This is a genomic window from Lebetimonas sp. JS032 (assembly GCF_000523315.1).
GTDB lineage: Bacteria > Campylobacterota > Campylobacteria > Campylobacterales > Nautiliaceae > Lebetimonas.
This window is the reverse complement of the sequence record NZ_ATHS01000001.1, coordinates 954,110-972,238: the sequence shown is the minus strand read 5'-3', so window position 1 is coordinate 972,238 and position 18,129 is coordinate 954,110. Positions and strand designations below refer to the sequence as shown.

Annotated in this window: 16 protein-coding genes, 4 tRNA genes and 2 pseudogenes; 19 read left to right on the top strand and 3 right to left on the bottom strand. The window is 31.6% G+C overall.

Going from position 1 to position 18,129, the window contains the following annotated elements; genetic code table 11:
• Nucleotides 1–4: 4 nt before the first annotated feature.
• The gene (locus DZ65_RS0105455; RefSeq protein WP_024790881.1) at nucleotides 5–757 is read right to left on the bottom strand and encodes a transposase; all 753 of its coding nucleotides are present in this window, start codon (nucleotides 755–757) and stop codon (nucleotides 5–7) included.
• Nucleotides 758–950: 193 nt separating this feature from the next.
• Here DZ65_RS0105455 and DZ65_RS0105450 point away from each other — a divergent pair, with 193 nt between their 5' ends.
• The 3 genes from DZ65_RS0105450 to DZ65_RS0105440 are packed head-to-tail and all read left to right on the top strand — an operon-like array spanning nucleotide 951 to nucleotide 3,545.
• Nucleotides 951–2,093 carry a SpoIIE family protein phosphatase gene (locus DZ65_RS0105450; protein ID WP_024790880.1) on the top strand — a complete coding sequence of 381 codons (1,143 nt, stop codon included), beginning with the start codon at nucleotides 951–953 and terminating at the stop codon, nucleotides 2,091–2,093.
• A complete protein-coding gene (locus DZ65_RS0105445; RefSeq protein WP_024787648.1) occupies nucleotides 2,090–2,371 on the top strand; it encodes a hypothetical protein in 282 nt (93 codons plus the stop codon). The genes DZ65_RS0105450 and DZ65_RS0105445 overlap by 4 nt, the downstream gene beginning before the upstream one ends.
• 1 nt (nucleotide 2,372) lies before the next feature.
• Nucleotides 2,373–3,545, top strand: a complete 1,173-nt coding sequence (locus DZ65_RS0105440) for a methyl-accepting chemotaxis protein (RefSeq protein WP_024791335.1) — start codon at nucleotides 2,373–2,375, stop codon at nucleotides 3,543–3,545.
• Nucleotides 3,546–3,549: 4 nt separating this feature from the next.
• Here the strand turns inward: DZ65_RS0105440 and DZ65_RS0105435 are convergent, their stop codons facing one another.
• Entirely contained in the window at nucleotides 3,550–3,984 is a 435-nt protein-coding gene (locus DZ65_RS0105435; protein ID WP_024787646.1) for a glycine zipper 2TM domain-containing protein, read from the bottom strand.
• Nucleotides 3,985–4,046: 62 nt separating this feature from the next.
• On the opposite strand from DZ65_RS0105435, the gene DZ65_RS0105430 reads away from it, so the two are divergent.
• The 11 genes from DZ65_RS0105430 (at nucleotide 4,047) to DZ65_RS0105380 (ending at nucleotide 10,629) form a co-directional block, all read left to right on the top strand.
• On the top strand, nucleotides 4,047–4,982 hold the full coding sequence (locus DZ65_RS0105430) for a MoxR family ATPase (RefSeq protein ID WP_024787645.1): 936 nt from the start codon (nucleotides 4,047–4,049) through the stop codon (nucleotides 4,980–4,982).
• The gene (locus tag DZ65_RS0105425) at nucleotides 4,979–5,764 is read left to right on the top strand and encodes a DUF58 domain-containing protein (RefSeq protein ID WP_024790879.1); all 786 of its coding nucleotides are present in this window, start codon (nucleotides 4,979–4,981) and stop codon (nucleotides 5,762–5,764) included. The genes DZ65_RS0105430 and DZ65_RS0105425 overlap by 4 nt, the downstream gene beginning before the upstream one ends.
• Nucleotides 5,761–6,123: a hypothetical protein gene (locus DZ65_RS0105420; protein WP_024787643.1), complete on the top strand. Its 363-nt coding sequence runs from the start codon at nucleotides 5,761–5,763 to the stop codon at nucleotides 6,121–6,123. Before DZ65_RS0105425 ends, DZ65_RS0105420 begins: the two co-directional genes overlap by 4 nt.
• Nucleotides 6,116–6,976: a VWA domain-containing protein gene (locus tag DZ65_RS0105415; RefSeq protein WP_024787642.1), complete on the top strand. Its 861-nt coding sequence runs from the start codon at nucleotides 6,116–6,118 to the stop codon at nucleotides 6,974–6,976. Before DZ65_RS0105420 ends, DZ65_RS0105415 begins: the two co-directional genes overlap by 8 nt.
• On the top strand, nucleotides 6,964–7,767 hold the full coding sequence (locus DZ65_RS0105410) for a VWA domain-containing protein (RefSeq protein ID WP_024787641.1): 804 nt from the start codon (nucleotides 6,964–6,966) through the stop codon (nucleotides 7,765–7,767). Before DZ65_RS0105415 ends, DZ65_RS0105410 begins: the two co-directional genes overlap by 13 nt.
• A complete protein-coding gene (locus DZ65_RS0105405; protein ID WP_024790878.1) occupies nucleotides 7,764–8,486 on the top strand; it encodes a lipopolysaccharide assembly protein LapB in 723 nt (240 codons plus the stop codon). The genes DZ65_RS0105410 and DZ65_RS0105405 overlap by 4 nt, the downstream gene beginning before the upstream one ends.
• A gap of 1 nt (nucleotide 8,487) precedes the next feature.
• Entirely contained in the window at nucleotides 8,488–9,903 is a 1,416-nt protein-coding gene (locus tag DZ65_RS0105400; protein WP_024787639.1) for a BatD family protein, read from the top strand.
• Between the two features lie 384 nt (nucleotides 9,904–10,287).
• Nucleotides 10,288–10,363: transfer RNA gene (locus DZ65_RS0105395), tRNA-Lys, on the top strand.
• A gap of 4 nt (nucleotides 10,364–10,367) precedes the next feature.
• Nucleotides 10,368–10,443, top strand: a tRNA-Glu gene (locus DZ65_RS0105390).
• A gap of 18 nt (nucleotides 10,444–10,461) precedes the next feature.
• Nucleotides 10,462–10,537 (top strand) — tRNA-Val (locus DZ65_RS0105385).
• A gap of 15 nt (nucleotides 10,538–10,552) precedes the next feature.
• Nucleotides 10,553–10,629 (top strand) — tRNA-Asp (locus tag DZ65_RS0105380).
• A 237-nt stretch (nucleotides 10,630–10,866) separates the two neighbouring features.
• Here the strand turns inward: DZ65_RS0105380 and DZ65_RS0105375 are convergent.
• Nucleotides 10,867–12,165: an apolipoprotein N-acyltransferase gene (locus DZ65_RS0105375; protein WP_084021790.1), complete on the bottom strand. Its 1,299-nt coding sequence runs from the start codon at nucleotides 12,163–12,165 to the stop codon at nucleotides 10,867–10,869.
• Between DZ65_RS0105375 and yajC the strand changes: the two genes are divergently transcribed.
• The 5 genes and pseudogenes from yajC (at nucleotide 12,111) to leuS (ending at nucleotide 17,940) form a co-directional block, all read left to right on the top strand.
• Nucleotides 12,111–12,416, top strand: coding sequence for a preprotein translocase subunit YajC (gene yajC, locus DZ65_RS09970; RefSeq protein ID WP_024791333.1), 306 nt, complete (start codon nucleotides 12,111–12,113; stop codon nucleotides 12,414–12,416). The genes DZ65_RS0105375 and yajC overlap by 55 nt on opposite strands.
• Entirely contained in the window at nucleotides 12,413–13,969 is a 1,557-nt protein-coding gene (gene secD / locus DZ65_RS0105365) for a protein translocase subunit SecD (RefSeq protein ID WP_024791332.1), read from the top strand. Before yajC ends, secD begins: the two co-directional genes overlap by 4 nt.
• Before the next feature lies 1 nt (nucleotide 13,970).
• Nucleotides 13,971–14,944: pseudogene (gene secF / locus DZ65_RS11500) on the top strand (protein translocase subunit SecF).
• A 111-nt stretch (nucleotides 14,945–15,055) separates the two neighbouring features.
• Nucleotides 15,056–15,382, top strand: coding sequence for a DUF6394 family protein (locus DZ65_RS0105355; RefSeq protein ID WP_024791331.1), 327 nt, complete (start codon nucleotides 15,056–15,058; stop codon nucleotides 15,380–15,382).
• A 108-nt stretch (nucleotides 15,383–15,490) separates the two neighbouring features.
• Nucleotides 15,491–17,940, top strand: a pseudogene (gene leuS, locus DZ65_RS09955) (leucine--tRNA ligase).
• The last annotated feature ends 189 nt before the right edge of the window (nucleotides 17,941–18,129 follow it).

Below are 18,129 nucleotides of genomic sequence, written 5' to 3'. Positions count from 1 at the left end.
AGGATTAACCCTCTTTATTTTTTAAAATTTTTTGAATATATGCATTATTAACACCTAAATATCTTGCAATTTCTGTATATTTGTATCCTGCTTTTTTGGCTTCTCTTACGGCTTTTGCTTTATCTTTATATTCATTAAAAAAATCACCTATTTTTTTTCTGATTACTTTGAGGCTGCCGTCTTCTGTTTTAACAATTTTAGGCTCATTATAAATTTCCTCAAGTTCAAATTTTTCGAGAGGTTTATTTAGCCATTTTATATATTCGTCAACAGGTTTTGTTAATATTTTACTTCCCTCAATAATTTCATTGAATTTTGTTTTATGCTCTCTTAAATACAAAGACTGATACTCCCATTTTGTTATGTCATCCACAAGTCCCAATACAAAAGCATTTCTTTCTATATATTTTACAATCTTCCAAAAATGCTCTTTATTAAAAAGCATAAAACTGTCAAACCTTCCTTTCCACAAATGCCCGATTCTGTTGCTTTTATAGTTATACCATGCGGCATATGCACTGTTTAAAAGCCTCATGGCTTCGCTTAAATTTGCTTTGTGCGTTTGCACTAACAAATGATAATGATTTGGCAAAATTGTAAAAGCATGAAATGTAATGTCATAATCATATTTTGTTTTTAACATCAGTGATAAAAATTTATAAAAATCTTCTTTTTCATTAAAAATTTCCGCCCCGTTTACACCTCTGTTGACGATATGATAAAATCCAGGGTCATTTACTCTCGGTTTTCTTGCCATTTTACTCCTTTAAGATGGTAAAAACATGAAAAATGGTGAGTAGTAAATTGTTAATATTGTTAATTATGAATGTTGAGTTATAAATTGCACTTTAATTTTTACTACTCACTACTCACTTAATATTGTGTCTGTCACTAATGAAAGTATAACATAATTTGTTATTATTTTATATCTTAAAACCAAAAGGGATTTTATGCTGCTTGATTATAGAAAAAAACAGGAAGAAAACGCATTAAAAAAACAACTGAAACTCACAGAAAACGAACTTGAAATGTTTTTTGAAAAAGATATACTTTTTGATGTATATTTTAAACCGAAAGACACATTAAACGGAGATATGATATATTCTAAGATTATAAAAGAAAATGAATATTTATGTGTTATGGTTGATGCAATGGGAAAAGGAATTTCAGCAGCATTGAGTGCAATTAACTCAATAAGTTTTGTCAGACATTCTTTAAAGAAAGCATTGGAATACAATGATTTTAATTTTGAAAAACTTTTAAGAGATTTTATAAATTATGTAAAATCAATTTTAATAGACAATGAAATCTTATGTGCAAAATTTATTTATATAAAAAACAACAAAGTATTATATGCCAATTTCGGACAGCCGCCTATTTTTACAGAAAAAGGAAAAATAAAAGCAAATAATTTACCTATCAGGGAGGAAACAAAAAATTTTAATATTGATGTTTTTAAATACCCTGAAAAAATGGTTTCAACAAGCGACGGACTGATTGAATCAATATTGAAAAACAAAAGCGGTGTTTATTATTCCGAATTTTTAAAAAGTTTTGATAATGCCGTTTTTTTAAAAGACATAATCAGAGATTTTAATGAAAAAGCTGCCCAGACAGATGATATCAGTATTTTTATGATGAGAAAAGATGATTTTATAATGGATAAAATTTTTGAAAAAGAGATTTTAATATCACAGCAAAATTTAGATGATACACTAAAAGAAATAGAGCTTAGTTCTTTACCCCAAAAAGAAAAAATAATTTTTATTTTACATGAAATTTTTATGAATGTTATAGAACATTCCGTTTTAAAAATAAATACAAAAAAACAAAAAGAAAACGCCCTAATAAAAAATTTCCCCAAATTCAAAAATATAAACAATAAAATCAAAATAAAACTTTATAAAAATAAATTTATGTTAAAATTACTTTACGAAGACAACACAGAAGGATTTGAAAGAAAAAATCTTTCAAACGCCTTGCATTTGAAACATCACGGAAAAGGTTTTAAAATTATCAGAAATTTAAGCGACGGAATTTTTATAAATGAAAAAGGCAATAAAATAAAAATTTTTTTAAAGGAAACAAAATGAATTTGAGTATAAACAACAATATTTTAACAATAGAAGGGAATATCACAACCATCGAAGATGCGGAAAAAATAATTAACGCTCTTTATTCTTTGAGCGATAAAGACAGTATTATTGTTAAAATAAAAGACAGCTTTTCTCTGCCTTCGAGTATTATAGGAGAACTTTTAAAACTCACAGATATGGAAAAAAAAGTTATTCTTGAAGTAAAAGACCCTGTTCTTTACGAAATGCTTGATGATTTAAATCTTACAAAAACTTTTAATGTCAAAAGGATATAAAATGCATTCCATTATTAAAGATTTTAAAATAGAGCCTCTTATTATCAATATACTGACAAGCGCCGTTCTTTTAATATACACATATATGGTTGATTATGCCCATTTTTGGGAAACAGCCGGGGAACATTTGATAATAGCCGTTGTTATCCAGATAGCGGCTTATTATTTATTGGAAATATATGTTGTAAAACCTGTAAGGGAATATATCAGCGTATCAAAAGAACTGAGTGAAGGGGAAGGCGATTTAACAAAACAGATCATTATAAAACAGCAAAATGAAATAAAACTTGCGGCTGATTATATAAATAAATTTATTAATAATGTAAAAAATGTTATAACAGATATTAAAACAATAAGTTCTACAATAAGAACCAATACAAATCAGCTCGAAAAAGTTACCTTCGAATTAAAAGAAACAATTGCCCAGACGGACAAAGAGGCCAAAGACATAGCAGACATTTCAAATAAACTCGGGGAACATCTGGATAAAACGGAAGAGTCTGTCTCTTTTACAACGGAAACATTGATAAAAACAGCGGATTTTCTGGAAAATTTCGCAATTTCGCTTGAAGGTGAAATAAACGAAATATTGGAAATAAACACAAAAGAAATAGAATTAAATGATTTATTAACCAATCTGAATGCCCAAACGGATGAAATAAAAAATGTATTAAAAATAATAAACGAAATAACAGAACAGACAGAATTACTTGCCCTTAACGCGGCAATAGAAGCGGCAAGAGCGGGTGAGCACGGGAGAGGATTCGCAGTTGTTGCAGATGAGGTAAGAAAACTTGCGGAAAAAAGCACAGAAAGTTTAAGGGATATAGAAAATATTGTAAAAACGATTACTTCCACAATAGAAAAAACATCCAGCGAGATTAATAACAATTCTAAAAAAATGAACAAAGTTGCAGATGAAACAACAAAAATAAAAGAAGAATTGACTCAAATATTGGATATAAACAAAGAAAATATAAACTATGCAAAAGAAGCCACCAAAAACGTAACAATAATGTCCCATTATTCAAAACAGCTTCTAAACAACACCGACACATTAACAAAAATTTCCGATACAAACCTTAAAATATCCCAAACAATTTCAAGTGTAACAAATTCATTAAAATCCGCTCTTCAGAAATTATTAAAAGAACTATCAAAATTTAAAATATAGAGCGTTAATAACAGCGCTCTACCCTTAAAATTCTGTTCCCGTTAAATACAACCCTTACGCATTCCCCTTTACCAAAAGCAACACCTTTTACTATTGTCACTATATCCCTTCCGTCGTTCAAATGGATATAAAGCTCTTCACCGTTTGCCTTATCCGCCTGAGTTCCCACATACGCACCGCTGAGTCCTCCCGCAAGGGTTGTAAGGGCATTTCCTTTGCCGTGTCCAAACATACTGCCTAATACTGTTCCGACCAGTGCTCCAATCATTGTACCGCTTCCATTGTCTCTTATTGTAACCAGTCTGACATCTGTTACGCGCCCTTTTTGATAAGTATAAATCCCGTTTGTCTGTTCTAAATCGACTTCGTTTGAATTATACATTTGTGTACATCCGCTAAACATAAACAGTGCAATTACCGCAAAGATTAATTTTTTCATTTCCACTCCTTAATTTGTTTTTAATTAATTTGATTTAAAATTATAATAAAAAAAGGCCGCTAATGGAGATTATACAAAAAATAAAAGAAGAAATCCAAAAAATTGTTGTAGGCCATGAAAAACTTATAGACTCAATGCTTTTGGCGTTAATCACAGACTCCCACCTTTTAATAGAAGGCGTACCCGGTATTGCAAAAACGACAAGTGTAAACACACTCTCAAAAACAGTGAATCTGGATTTTAAAAGGGTACAGTTTACCCCGGATTTACTCCCAAGTGACATTACAGGAATAGAAATTTTTAATCCCAAAACAGATGAATTTGAAACAAAAAAAGGACCGGCATTTACAAATTTACTTTTAGCAGACGAAATAAACCGTGCACCCGCCAAAGTTCAAAGCGCCCTTTTGGAGGTTATGCAGGAACGCCAGGTAACAATAGGGAACAATACATATAAAATAGATGAGCCTTTTTTGGTAATTGCCACTCAAAACCCGATCGAAGAAGAAGGTACCTACCCTCTTCCGGCGGCACAGCTTGATAGGTTTTTAATGAAAATAGTTATAGGATACAACAGTTTCGAAGAAGAAATGGAAATTATTAAAAGACTCGATTTAAAAAAAGAAGTTAAAAAAGTGGCGGACAAAGAAGACATTTTAGCCCTCAGGGATAAAATAAAAGAAATTCATATGGATGAAGAAGTTTTAAAATATATTGTTAAAATTGTTGAAGCTACAAGAAGCCCTGAAAAATATAATATAAATATCGAAGAATACATTGATTACGGAGCGTCTCCGAGAGCAACTATTTCACTTTTTAATGCCGCAAGGGCTTATGCCATGATACAGAACAAAGATTATGTAACACCGCTCGATATTGCAAAATTAGCACCCGATATTTTAAGACACAGGCTTGTTTTAAGCTATAAAGCAGAAATCGATGAAATAAACGAAGATAAAATCATAGGAAAAATACTAAAGAGTATTCCTTTGCCATGATTAAATTTAAAACAAAAAAAAGAATTTTTTCCATCCTTCAGGGCCGCAATTTAAGCCGTTTTAAAGGTGAAGGACTTGATTTCAGGGAATTCAGGGAATACGGATTCAATGAAGATGCAAAAAAAATAGACTGGAAAATTTCCGCCAAAATAAATAAGCCGCTTGTAAAAGAATATGACGAAGAAAGGGAACTTAGAATTATAATCGCCATTCTTCCCACACCGAGTCTGCATTTTGGAATAAAAACATTAAAAAGCGAATATCTCCAGGGCTTAATTGAATTTTTGGGCATAGAGGCAATAAAAGAGGATAACAGGGTTGAGATGGTTATTTTAGAAAAAACCCCCGTTATCTTCAAACCTACAAAAAATATAAAAACCCATATTGCATATACTCAAAAAATAAAAAATATCGACTTTTTAAACACCTGCCCCGGAGATTTGAAAATTTTAAACAAATTTAGAAAATCGCTTCTTATTTTAATAGGAGATTTTTTTGAAAAAATTGATTTAAGTTATTTAAAGCATGAAACATTCGTCATCGTATTAAGAGATATTGCGGAAGAAAACCCCCCTTTCAGAGGAGATATAACACTGTTTGACCCTGTAAAAAAAGAAGATGTCAATGTCAATTTTACAAACAGTGATGCAAAAAAAATAAATATGTATATTCAAAAAGTTGATAAACAGAATTTTCTGCATTTTAAAAAACTGAAAATTCCATTTGTCAAAATTTATACAGATGAGAATCCCATTCCTAAACTGATAAGGCTTTTTAAATGATTCCGATTCGTGATATAAAACCGAATGTTACAATAATAGATTGGGAATTTAGCGCTTTTGCAGCTGTTATTTTACTTATTTTAATTTTTATAACTCTTTTTTTGTTTAAAAAGCTGAAAAAGAAAAATCCTAAAAAAGAAATATTAAAAAAACTTCAAAACATCGATTTTAATGATTCAAAAAAAGCCGCTTATGAATTCAGCGCACTTGCAAGGTTTTTTATAAATGAAGAAAATAAAGAAAAATATCAGCAAATCGTAAATTCGCTTGAAAAATACAAATACAAAAAAGAAGTCCCGCCTTTAAGCAATGAAGATAAACAAAATTTAAAAAATTTTATAAAGGAAATTCATGTTTGAATATCCTTTGTTTTTAATAATTCCTCTGATTTATATATTCTGCCGTTTAAAATGCCCTTTGAGAAGCGATAAAATAATTTTTCCAAATGCTTTTATTTTAAAAAACAGAAAATTTATCAATATATGGGAATTTTTGAGCATACTTTTTTTAAGCATTGCACTTGCCAGCCCCGTAAAAACAAAAATAATCACCAACATTCAAAAGAAAGGCTACGATATTGTAATTGATCTGGATACAAGCGGGTCGATGGCTCAGTTTAACAAAATAAACATTGCAAAAAATGTAATAAGAGCTTTTATAAAAAAAAGAAAAAACGACAGAGTCGGTCTTGTTATTTTTGGAAATATTGCATATATTGCTTCACCACTGACCCCGGACAAAAAAGCATTAAATGAAATATTAAAAAGAATATATCCCGGAATCGCAGGAGAAAAAACGGCTATTTACGACGCCCTGTTTCTCTCAAACAATCTTTTTAAACATTCACACGCAAAAAACAAGATAATAATACTTGTAACAGACGGAATGGACAACGCATCAATAACCCCTATTGACGTAACATTAAAAAAACTTAAAAAAGAGAAAATCAGGGTTTACACTGTAGGTATAGGAAACGAAATAGACCCTGTAACATTAAGGTTGATAGCAAATAAAACCGGAGGAAAATTTTTTGACGTATTTTCAAAAGATGAACTGAAACAGGTTTATGAAACAATAAACAGGCTCGAAAAAAGCAGTATATTATTAAAAACAATAATAAATAAAATTTATTATTTCGAATACCCTCTCTTTTTGGGAATTTTATTTTTATTAATAACGGTTTACAAAAGGCAGCTTAAATGGAAATTTTAAACCCGTGGGCATTAATACTGTTAAGTTTTATTTCTCTTTTTTTAAAACACAGAAAATTAAACACACTTAAAAAAATAACCGTTTATTCCCAAAAAAATTATTTCTTTTTAATTGCCTTTTTACTGTTGGTTACAGCACTTTGCCGCCCTGTGATAAACAACGGCTATATAAATGTCAAACTTCCGAAAACAAATGTAATAATAGGGCTGGACATAAGCAAACATATGCAAAAAAATGATTTTTACCCCAACAATTTGGAATTTGCAAAAAACAAATTCTCAAAATTTGTAAAATATTTAAATTATGAGCCAGTCTCGCTTCTTTTATTCGATAAAGATGTTTATCTACTCTCTCCTTTAAGCAGTGATTATAATTCGATTGTTTATCTTTTAAAACACATTCCTAAAATACAAACCTCTTTTTACCCAGACTTTTATAATCTGATAAAAACGGTAGACGAATTTAAAAATCCTAAAGTTTTGGTGATTTTTACTAACAGCACGGCTTCGAAAAAAGCTTTGGAGGAAGCAAAAAATAAAAACCTTAAGGTTTTTATATATTTTATAGGCAAACAGCAAAACAAAGCAATGGAAAATTTTGCCATGATTACAAACGGAGGAATAGTTTATGCAAGTTATCTGAACACTGATATTAAAAATCTCTCTAGTATGATAAATTCAATAAATAAAAAAAGAGTGATAAAAATAAAAGACAAAAAAGAGCTGTTTTATTATCCTCTGTTTTTGGGGATTTTATTCATATTTTTAGCTCTTTTTAAAGGCAGAAGATGAGAATAATTATATTTTTAATTATGTTTAAATTTTTATTTGCATTTGATTTTTTTCATATTCTTAAGGCAAATAATTATTTTAAAAACAAAGAATATATAAAAGCGGCTAAAGAATATGAAAAAATCCATTCCGATAAAGCCCTTTTAGATGCGGCAAACAGTTATTACAAAGCGAAAAATTATAAAAAAGCATTGACACTCTATTCAAAAATAAAAGATAAAAATTTACTTTTTGAGAAATATTACAATTCAGGAAACGCATATGTCAGATTAAAAGAATTTAATAAAGCTGTTGAAATGTATAAAAAAGCCATTAATTTAAAAAAAGACAAAGATGCCGAATATAATCTGAAACTGATTGAAAAACTGCTTAAAAAAAGAAAAAATAAATCAAAAAACAATAATTCAAACAATAAAAATTCTCAAAAAAAACACAGTTCCCAAAATAAAGACCTTAATAAAAACAAAAAAAACGCTACCGGTAAAAAACAAAACAAACCCGAACATAAACAAACAAAAAATAAATCAAATAAATCAAAAAACAAAAATCCGTTGCAAAAAAAGCAGCAAAAATCTGATTTAGAAAAAAATTCATTAAAAAATGCTAAAATGAAAACACAAAAAAAAGAAAACAATACAACAGATTTAAGAATGAAATTTTATGAAAAAACATTAAAAAATTTAAATTTCAATTCTTTAATAATACCTCTAAAGGATTAAAATGAAAAAATTTATTTTATTAATAGCGGTTTTACTTTTTGCAAATGTAAACGTAAACGTAAACGTAAACAAAACTGACATATCCGAAGGCGATGAAGTAATTTTCACAATCACGGCGGAAGGTAAAAATGTAAAAATGCCGGATATTGCGCAAATAGGACCATATAAAGTGCAGGGAAGCGCAAAGAGTGAAAATGTGACTATTATAAACGGAAAAATGAACACACAAATTTCCAGAAGTTATATTTTTTATCCTTTAAAAAATATAACAATACCTTCTTTTAAAGTTATTGTAGACGGCAAAACCTTTTATACAAAGCCGATAAAAATTACCGTTCATAAATTGGAAAAAACAAATGATAAAAACTATGATTTGACTCTCAGTTTAGACAAAAATGAAAGTTTCTTAGGGGAAGGAAGGATATTAACCATTAAATTTTCCCAAAATATTGATGCAAATCCGCAGAGTATTCAGATTCAAAGGCCTACACTTCAGGATTTTTTAATAAATCAAATTTCCAGCAAAACTTTTATTAAAAACAATTATAAAATAACCGAATATAAATTTTTGATAATACCTCAAAAAAGCGGAATTTTTGAAATAGGGCCTATTCTGGCCAATATCGGAATTTTGCAAAAAGAAAACCCGTTTGATGACCCTTTCTTTTCAGCCGCTTTTATCAGATATAAAAGAATAGTATCAAATGAAGTAAAATTAAAAGTAAAACCGATTCCCCAAAACAGTATCTGGGGCGATTTTAACATAACATTAAGTGCTGACAAAAAAGAAGCGCTTGCAAACACGCCCGTTCATATAACATTGAAAATAAGCGGATGCGGAGATTTTTATGATATGAAAAATTTCAAATTAAATATAAAAAACGCCACAATATATGAAAAAAAACCTGTATTGAAAACAAAAATTATAAATAACAGACTTTGCGGCGTTTATCAAAAAGAATTTACCGTGTTAAGCCCAAAAGATATTAATCTCTCACCCGTTTCATTATTGGAATTTAACCGAAAATTCAAAGAAGTAAAAAGCAACCCTTTATATATAAAAATAGAAAATTCTATGATAAATCTGCCAAAAACAGAAAATTTCACCCATCCGGTAAAAATTAAAACAAAAATTGTATATAAAACAAATTATATTTTAATATTAATCGCTTTTGTTTTAGGGGTTTTAATTACACTGCTGTTAAGTTTAAGTTTATATAAAATAAAATTTCCAAAAAAAGATATTTATGAACAAATCAAAAAAGCAGACAATAAAGAGCTTTTTCAATTATTGCTTCCTTTTGCCGGGAACAAAAAAATAGATGAAATATTAAAAAAACTTGAAGCCAATATTTATAAAGGTGAAAAAAATAAAATAGACAAAAAAGAGATTATAGAAATAATCAAATCTCTTTAATTTTATTTTACCCGTATTATTTTGTGGCACTGAGTAAATGGTAATAATATACAAAAATAACTACAAAGATAAAAATATGGCAGCTTCAGAGCTTCATTTTGCTAATGCACCGCTCAAATTTTGCTAAAAATTGCAAACAGGAGAGCCGTTAATAAAACGACAACTGCTTGTCGTTTTTAGGCTCGCACGGCGATGAATTTGTGCAAACTTGCACTTCATACGCCTGCAGCCCTAAGGGCTCGGTGCAATTTTTTAAACGCAAAATTTTCGCTAAATTCCGCTACGCTGTCATATTTTTACTTTTCCATTATTTAGTCAGTGCCTATTTTGTTTTTTCTTGACAAGCAAATATTTTTTTCTTATAATTTCACTCCACAAATGACTGACCCGTTAGCTCAGTCGGTAGAGCATCTGCCTTTTAAGCAGAGGGCCGTTGGTTCGAATCCAACACGGGTCACCACTTGGTCCCCATCGTCTAGAGGTCTAGGACACCGCCCTTTCACGGCGGCGACACGAGTTCAAATCTCGTTGGGGACGCCAATCTCCAAAAAACTTTACGGTCGCTTAGCTCAGTTGGGAGAGCACCAGCCTTACAAGCTGGGGGTCGCAGGTTCGAGCCCTGCAGCGACCACCATATATTTTATCATACGGAGCCGTAGTTTAGCTGGTTAGAATGCCGGCCTGTCACGCCGGAGGTCGCGGGTTCGAGTCCCGTCGGCTCCGCCATAACAATTGAAAATGGACAATGAAAAATGTAAAATTTTTAATAATTAATTTTATTATGAGTGTCTGTCACTATATATTAGTCTATTATCTTAATATTTCTTTTCAATTAGTTATATCAATTCTCAATTAGTTACTTTAAAAAATATAAAACTTTCATTATTTCAACATTTTAATTATTTTCCATTTTCAATTGGTATATAACTTGCTTTCTTAGCTACTATTCACTTCATTTTCCATTCATTGAATTATTTGACTTCTAAACCCGTTTATGGAATGAAAAACCACCTTTTTATATTTTTTTGCATAAATTTTTATAAGCATTTCCTGGATACTCGGCATAATTGAAGGGTTAAACCATGCCAAATTGCTCATACCAATCACATAATTCGGTTTTAATTTGTATAAATTTTCGCTTGTTAACTCATAACATATGGCATTAATAAATTTAAATTTTTTTATTTTAAATTCTCCAAATTTCTTACTTACGGAAAAATCGCTGCTGTCAGCAAAAAACAGATGGTTGATTTCTTTTTGAAAAAAAGGAAGAGGGATATATTCTCCAAAAGGGACCAGAAGATGCTTATCAAGAATAGTAACTTTACCGTTTTCAAAAATATATGTTGAATTGAAAAACTTACGGTTTTCATAATGAAGCGCCCCTGTAATGATTACAATTTTTTGAGACAAATTTTTTAATTTCTGCATTAAATCCTGATGTAGATTCAAAAACAGAGGGAATGCGCTCTCTGGTAAAACAACCGCTTCATAATTATTTGTAATGGCTTTATTAATTAAATTAAAGTTATTTTTTATTTCAACAGGAATATAAAACTTTTTCCATTTTAAATTCTGGGGTACATAAGTACTGGCCAGATAAATTTTAATTTTTGGCATTTTCGGAACATCATAATTTATAAAAAAAAGCGGAATAATAAGTAAAAGTAAAAATTTTTTATCTATTTCATAAAACAAAATTGCGCCAAAAAAAATTAAAAGCGTAATTTTATCTATCCCGAAAAAAGAATTAACAAATAATATTTCTGGTTTCAGCCAGTCAAATGTAAAAGGTGCTAAATAATCAAAGGCAAAAGTAAATACTAAAATATAGTAAATTTTTTTCATATAACTGTTTTTTATAAAATTTTCTGTTTTTTTTATAATCCAAAAAACAACCCCGTAAAAAACACCTATTGCAAAAATTACCAAAGGGATTAAAAAACTTAAATTATAATACCTGAAACTAAGACTAATCCAATAAAACCAAAAAATTCCTATAAAAAATCCTGTTTGGAAAAAAGAATGTTTGATATAAAAAAAAGAAATAAAAGCCAAAAGCAAAATAAATGTAAAAATAAATTTTGTAAAAAAATTATCATTAATTCCAAATTTAAGCATAAAAAAGTTTAAATAAACAGGTAAAGATATTAGAGTTGCCACAATCAAAGAATTTGTGTTAAAATATCGCTTAAAAAAGGATACACATGAATTTTCTATACGCAGCAGCACCGGCAGCAGGCCAACCGAGTTTAGTCGCATCGCTATTACCTCTTATTATATTATTTGCAATTTTTTATTTGCTTGTAATTTTACCACAACAAAGACAGGCAAAAAAGCATAAGGCAATGGTGGCGGAACTGAAAAAAGGTGACAAAATAGTTACAACAGGCGGAATTATCGCAGAAGTGGCAAAAAACGAAGAAGGCTTTATCAAAGCCAAAATAGCCGATGGTGTTGAAGTAAAAATAGATAAAGCAGCAGTTGCTAGAAAACTAGAAGTTGAAAAATGAAAAAACTTAATTACAGACTGGTTATATTTATATTAGCCGCCTTTTTTGGAGTGGCATTTACCATTCCCTCATTTATAGGAAAAAATCCAAAAATCAATCTGGGCCTTGATTTACAGGGAGGAATGTATTTGGTTTTGGGTGTAAAAGGGAATGAAGCCGTTAAAAACAAAATTAAAACATTTGCATCCACAATCAAATATATAACAAACAAAAAAGAAATATTTATAGACAGTTTGAAAGTTAAAAAAGACGCTTTAAGTTTTGAACTTATAGACAAAGATGACGAAGCTAAAATGGATAAAATTTTAAAAAAGTTAAAAGGTGTTCAAATAATTAAAAAACCTCAAAAAGAGAGTGTTTTATATACTATTAAACTAACTCCGACTGAAATTCAAAAAACAAAAGAAGATGCCGTAAATCAGGCAATTCAGACAATAAGAAGCAGACTTGATGCATTCGGTTTAACCGAACCGAGTGTTACAAAACAGGGAATTGATAAAATTGTGGTGGAACTTCCGGGAATAAAAACTGAAAAAGAAAAAGATTCTGTCAGAAAACTGATTTCCACTTCGGCACATTTAGAGCTGTACGCCGTTGATGACGAGCATAAAGCCATAACTAAAAAAGACGCTGCAAAATACGGAGATATACTGCTTCCGAGCAAAGATAACCCTGATAGAAAATATCTGTTAAAAACCCCTCCTGTACTTGACGGAAGTATGATTACGGACGCAACCGTTGGATTTACACAAAAAACAAACCAGCCCGCCATTTTCTTTACGCTAAATTCACAAGGCGCCCAGATTTTTGGGGATTTTACAGGTAAAAATGTAGGGAAAAGACTTGCAATTGTAGTGGATAACAAAGTCTATTCAGCACCTGTCATACAAGAAAGAATAGGAGGAGGAAGCGGCCAGATAACCGTAGGAAGCCCTGAAGAAGCCCATGTTCTTGCCATAGCTTTAAGAAGCGGCTCTCTTCCGGCACCGGTGGTACTGCTTGAGCAAAGAAGCGTAGGTGCAAGTCTTGGGGCTGACAGTATTAAAAAATCGATGATTGCACTGATAAGCGGATTTGTAATAGTTGTTATATTTATGGCGTGGTATTATAACCTTGCAGGTATTATTGCAGACATCGCGCTTATTGTAAATCTGTTTTTAATTATTGCCGTAATGGCGCTTTTTGGCGCAACGCTTACACTTCCTGGAATGGCCGGTATTGTATTAACCGTCGGTATGTCGGTGGATGCAAATGTAATTATAAATGAGAGAATAAGAGAGCTAATTCGCGAAGGTAAAAACAAAAAAACTGCAGTTGAAGGAGGATATAAAAATGCAATGAGCGCCATTATTGATGCAAATATCACAACTTTGATTGCGGCGATTGCCCTTTTTGCATACGGAACCGGAACAATTAAAGGTTTTGCAATTACCATGGCTTTAGGGATAATGGCCAGTATGCTCACAGCTATTCTCGGAACACACGGCATTTGGGGATACATACTTGCCGGCGGTAAAAAAATTACTCCAAAACACTTTGGAATGAAGGCTTAAAATGGAACTTTTTAGTCAAGATAAAATTTACAATTTTATGGGAAAAAGAAATTTATTTATTTCAATTTCACTTATTCTAATAATGCTTAGTCTGTTTTCTATTTTTATAAAAGGGTTTAACTGGGGGATAGACTTTAAAGGCGGAATTGAAATTCAGGTAAAATTTGATAAACCTGCCGATTTAGGAGAAATTAGAAAAATAGTCTCTAAAAAATTCCCTTCTCCTAGCATTACAACATTTGGAAGCAATAAAGAAATTTTAATAAGACTCAGTGTTAACGATGTTTCGGGGGATGTTCGAAAATCCCTGGGAAAAGAGATAAAAAACTCTTTTAAAAACCTCTTGGCAATGTTGATATAAGAAGAGTGGATATAGTAGGTGCCAAGGTCGGAAATGAATTAAAAGAAAAGGGAATAAGTGCATTTATTTTTTCCATAATAGGAATATTAATATATGTAGCGTTCAGGTTTGAATGGCGTTTTGCCCTGGCCAGTGTATTGGCACTTTTTCATGACACAATAATTTCACTCGGGGCTGTAAGTTTTTTTCATATAGAAACAAATCTTGACGTATTGGCGGCCATTTTAACGCTTATGGGATATTCTCTTAACGATACGATAGTGGTATTCGACAGAATCAGAGAGCAGGTCAGAGATTCAAAAGTAAATGATTTGGCGGCGCTTATTAATGAAGCGGTATCTAAAACGCTCTCAAGAACTGTTTTAACTTCACTAACAACTTTCTTTGTTGTACTTACACTCTTCTTATTCGGAGGAGAAATTATAAGACCTTTTAGTTTCACTCTTTTAGTGGGAATTATAGTAGGTACATACAGTTCTATTTTTATAGCCTCTCCGCTTCTTATCTGGCTCGGATTTAAAATTGACGATTACAGAAAAAGACTTGCCGAAATTGAAAAAAGAAAAAGAGAAAAAGAAAAAATGCGCCAGATGTATCAGGGCGGAGTTGTATAAAAAAAGTGAGTGGTGAATGGTGAGTAGTGAGAAATATAAAATGAGCTTACTCATCTGGCTGTTTAAAAAACGGCCATGATTGATAATTGATAATTAATATAAAGGGCAATAATGGACTGGGGAAAAGTAATATATGTGTTTTTTCAATTAATGAGTCTTACAAGTGTTGCCGGTTTTTTATATGACCATAATAAAGTGGCCCTTTTTATAGCTCTGAGTTTAAACCTGATATCGACTATTTTGAAAATAGGTGTAAAAAACATAGTTGCAGCAGAACTGTTTGCGGCAAGTTTAGTAGCGGATTTACATTTGATTCCGGCTTTTATTTATCTTGAAATAAAAAATGATTTGGATGCCGCTTACGCAATGGCGATAGGTGCATTAATAGCCAATATTGTAACGATAATTCTAAGTTTTATAGAAATAGCCAAAACATAATAGATTGGATGGTGAGTTATGAGTTATGAGTTATGAATTAGTGAGTTGTGAGTGGTGGATAGTGAGTGGTAAATTGTGAATAGTAAAAAAGTATTAAAAGGAGAATTGATGCAATATAATCCAGCTGTTATAGAAAAAAAATGGCAAAAAATCTGGGATGATGAAAAAGCATTCGAGCCGAAAGAAAATAAAAATCTGCCAAAAAAATATATTTTAAGTATGTTCCCGTACCCGAGCGGAAGAATACATATGGGACATGTAAGAAACTACACCATAGGCGACGCACTGGCCAGATACTACAGAAAATCCGGATTTAACGTACTTCATCCGATAGGATGGGACAGTTTTGGAATGCCGGCTGAAAATGCGGCCATTAAACATAAAGTCCATCCTAAAAAATGGACATATGAAAATATTGATTATATGAGAAAAGAATTAGCTTCTTTAGGTCTTTCTTTTTCAAAAACAAGGGAATTTGCCACAAGTGACCCGGAATATACAAGGTGGGAGCAGGAATTTATTATTAAATTTTATGAAAACGGCCTGCTTGAAAGACGTACACAAAAGGTAAACTGGTGCGAAACGTGCCATACAGTATTGGCAAATGAGCAGGTGATTGACGGATGCTGCTGGAGATGCGACAACCCAATAGAAATAAAAGAACTTCCGGGATGGTATATCAAAATTACAAAATATGCCGAAGAACTGCTAAACGATATGGAAAAAATAAAAGACGGCTGGCCTGAAAGAGTTCTCACCATGCAGAAAAACTGGATTGGAAAATCCACAGGGCTTGAATTTAAATTTAACCTGACGCAAAACAGCAAAGAAAAACTTAACAATAAATTTGACGGATACGAAGTTTTTACAACAAGACCCGATACAATTTACGGAATAACCTACTCTGCCCTAGCCCCTGAACATCCTATAATTGATTATATGCTCGAAAACGGATTGTTGGATGAAAAAACAGAAAAAAAGGTAAGGGAAATAAGAAGCATTTTACCTAAAGAGAGACAGTCTATGCAAAAAGACGGATGTTATCTCGGAATTGACGTGCTTCATCCGCTAACCGGCGAAAAAATACCGGTATGGGTGGCGAATTTTGTTTTGGTTGAATACGGAAGCGGTGCTGTAATGGCGGTTCCTGCCCATGATGAAAGGGATTTTGAATTTGCCACAAAATTTAATCTTCCGATTAAATGGGTTATTAAACCTCTAAACGGGGAACTTGATAAAAGCAAAGCCTATACAGGTGAGGGAATTTTAATAAACAGCGGCGAATTTAGCGGAGTGTTAAACACCAAGGCAAAAGAAGCTATTATTAAAAAATTCGAAGAGCTTGGAATCGGTAAAAAAGTTACAAATTACCGTCTTAGAGACTGGGGAATAAGCCGTCAAAGATACTGGGGTGCCCCTCTTCCGTTTGTAAAATGTCCAAAATGCGGGATAGTTCCTGAAAAAATAGAAAACCTTCCGATTACACTTCCTGAGGATGTGGAAATCACAGGAAGCGGCAATCCTCTTGAAACACATCCTACCTGGAAATATACAAAGTGTCCTAAATGCGGAGGCGAGGCAATACGTGAAACAGACACAATGGATACATTTGTTGAGAGCAGCTGGTATCAGTTTAGATATGTAAGTGATTTTAGAAAATTCAAAGATGTTCCTTTCAGGAAAGAAGACGAAAACTACTGGATGCCGGTAGACCAGTATATAGGGGGAATAGAACATGCCATTTTACACTTACTTTATGCAAGGTTTTTTACAAAAGCTCTCAGGGATTTAGGATACGTAAGTGTTTTGCAAGACTGTTAACTCAGGGAATGGTATTAAAAGACGGTTCTAAAATGTCTAAATCAAAAGGCAATGTGGTAGACCCTGATGATATTATTAAAAAATACGGAGCCGACACTGCAAGGCTTTTTATTCTTTTTGCCGCTCCGCCTGAGCAGGAGCTGGAATGGAGCGACAGCGGGGTTGAGGGCGCATACAGATTTTTAAACAGGTTATATATAAATTCTCAAAAATGCAAAAAAACCGACACAATCCCTAAAATTGACACAAATAAACTGACAAAAGAGGAAAAAGAAGCAAGAAGAAAAGTATATGAAACATTAAAAAAAGCAAAAGAAACATACAAAAAAACATTCGCTTTTAATACATTAATCGACAAGCTGTCAATAGGAAAGTTTTAAAACGCATTAAATAAAATAGAGAACATTGATGTTTATACGGAAGGTTACTGGATATTAATGAATGTATTGGAACCTATTGTCCCTCACATAGCCAGTGAAATCAGCCAAAATTTATTCAACAGAAACAATTTTAAAGAAATTAAAATTGACGAAAATGCTTTAATTAAAGATGAAATACATTATCCGGTAAGTGTAAACGGTAAGAAAAGAGCCGAAATTACCGTAAACACAGATGCAAACAAAGAAGAAATTCTAAACACAGCCAAAAATGCGGTTAAAAAATATATTGAAGGAAAAGAAATTATTAAAGAAATTTTTGTGCCAAAAAGAATGATAAATTTTGTAATAAAAGGATAAGCAATCAAAAAATATTTATTTTACATTTTTTATTTTACATTTTTCATTTTTTTAATAGGCTGCGGATACAAACCGAGCAGCGTTTATCAAAAAAAAATAATAGGAAAAAACATTGATGTTGTTGTTGATATTGACGTTAAGCAGCCGCAGGAAAACGTTTTTTTAAAAGACGCCCTGAATGAAGCCGTT

Excerpts from the sequence above, each read along its gene's own strand:
- DZ65_RS0105355 (WP_024791331.1), top strand. The coding sequence starts at position 15,056 with ATGGACTGGGGAAAAGTAATATATGTGTTTTTTCAATTAATGAGTCTT.
- DZ65_RS0105415 (WP_024787642.1), top strand. The coding sequence starts at position 6,116 with ATGTTTGAATATCCTTTGTTTTTAATAATTCCTCTGATTTATATATTC.
- DZ65_RS0105410 (WP_024787641.1), top strand. The coding sequence starts at position 6,964 with ATGGAAATTTTAAACCCGTGGGCATTAATACTGTTAAGTTTTATTTCT.
- DZ65_RS0105435 (WP_024787646.1), bottom strand. The coding sequence starts at position 3,984 with ATGAAAAAATTAATCTTTGCGGTAATTGCACTGTTTATGTTTAGCGGA.
- yajC (WP_024791333.1), top strand. The coding sequence starts at position 12,111 with ATGAATTTTCTATACGCAGCAGCACCGGCAGCAGGCCAACCGAGTTTA.
- DZ65_RS0105440 (WP_024791335.1), top strand. The coding sequence starts at position 2,373 with ATGCATTCCATTATTAAAGATTTTAAAATAGAGCCTCTTATTATCAAT.
- DZ65_RS0105375 (WP_084021790.1), bottom strand. The coding sequence starts at position 12,165 with ATGCGACTAAACTCGGTTGGCCTGCTGCCGGTGCTGCTGCGTATAGAA.
- DZ65_RS0105420 (WP_024787643.1), top strand. The coding sequence starts at position 5,761 with ATGATTCCGATTCGTGATATAAAACCGAATGTTACAATAATAGATTGG.
- DZ65_RS0105445 (WP_024787648.1), top strand. The coding sequence starts at position 2,090 with ATGAATTTGAGTATAAACAACAATATTTTAACAATAGAAGGGAATATC.
- secD (WP_024791332.1), top strand. The coding sequence starts at position 12,413 with ATGAAAAAACTTAATTACAGACTGGTTATATTTATATTAGCCGCCTTT.
- DZ65_RS0105455 (WP_024790881.1), bottom strand. The coding sequence starts at position 757 with ATGGCAAGAAAACCGAGAGTAAATGACCCTGGATTTTATCATATCGTC.
- DZ65_RS0105450 (WP_024790880.1), top strand. The coding sequence starts at position 951 with ATGCTGCTTGATTATAGAAAAAAACAGGAAGAAAACGCATTAAAAAAA.
- DZ65_RS0105405 (WP_024790878.1), top strand. The coding sequence starts at position 7,764 with ATGAGAATAATTATATTTTTAATTATGTTTAAATTTTTATTTGCATTT.
- DZ65_RS0105430 (WP_024787645.1), top strand. The coding sequence starts at position 4,047 with ATGGAGATTATACAAAAAATAAAAGAAGAAATCCAAAAAATTGTTGTA.
- DZ65_RS0105400 (WP_024787639.1), top strand. The coding sequence starts at position 8,488 with ATGAAAAAATTTATTTTATTAATAGCGGTTTTACTTTTTGCAAATGTA.
- DZ65_RS0105425 (WP_024790879.1), top strand. The coding sequence starts at position 4,979 with ATGATTAAATTTAAAACAAAAAAAAGAATTTTTTCCATCCTTCAGGGC.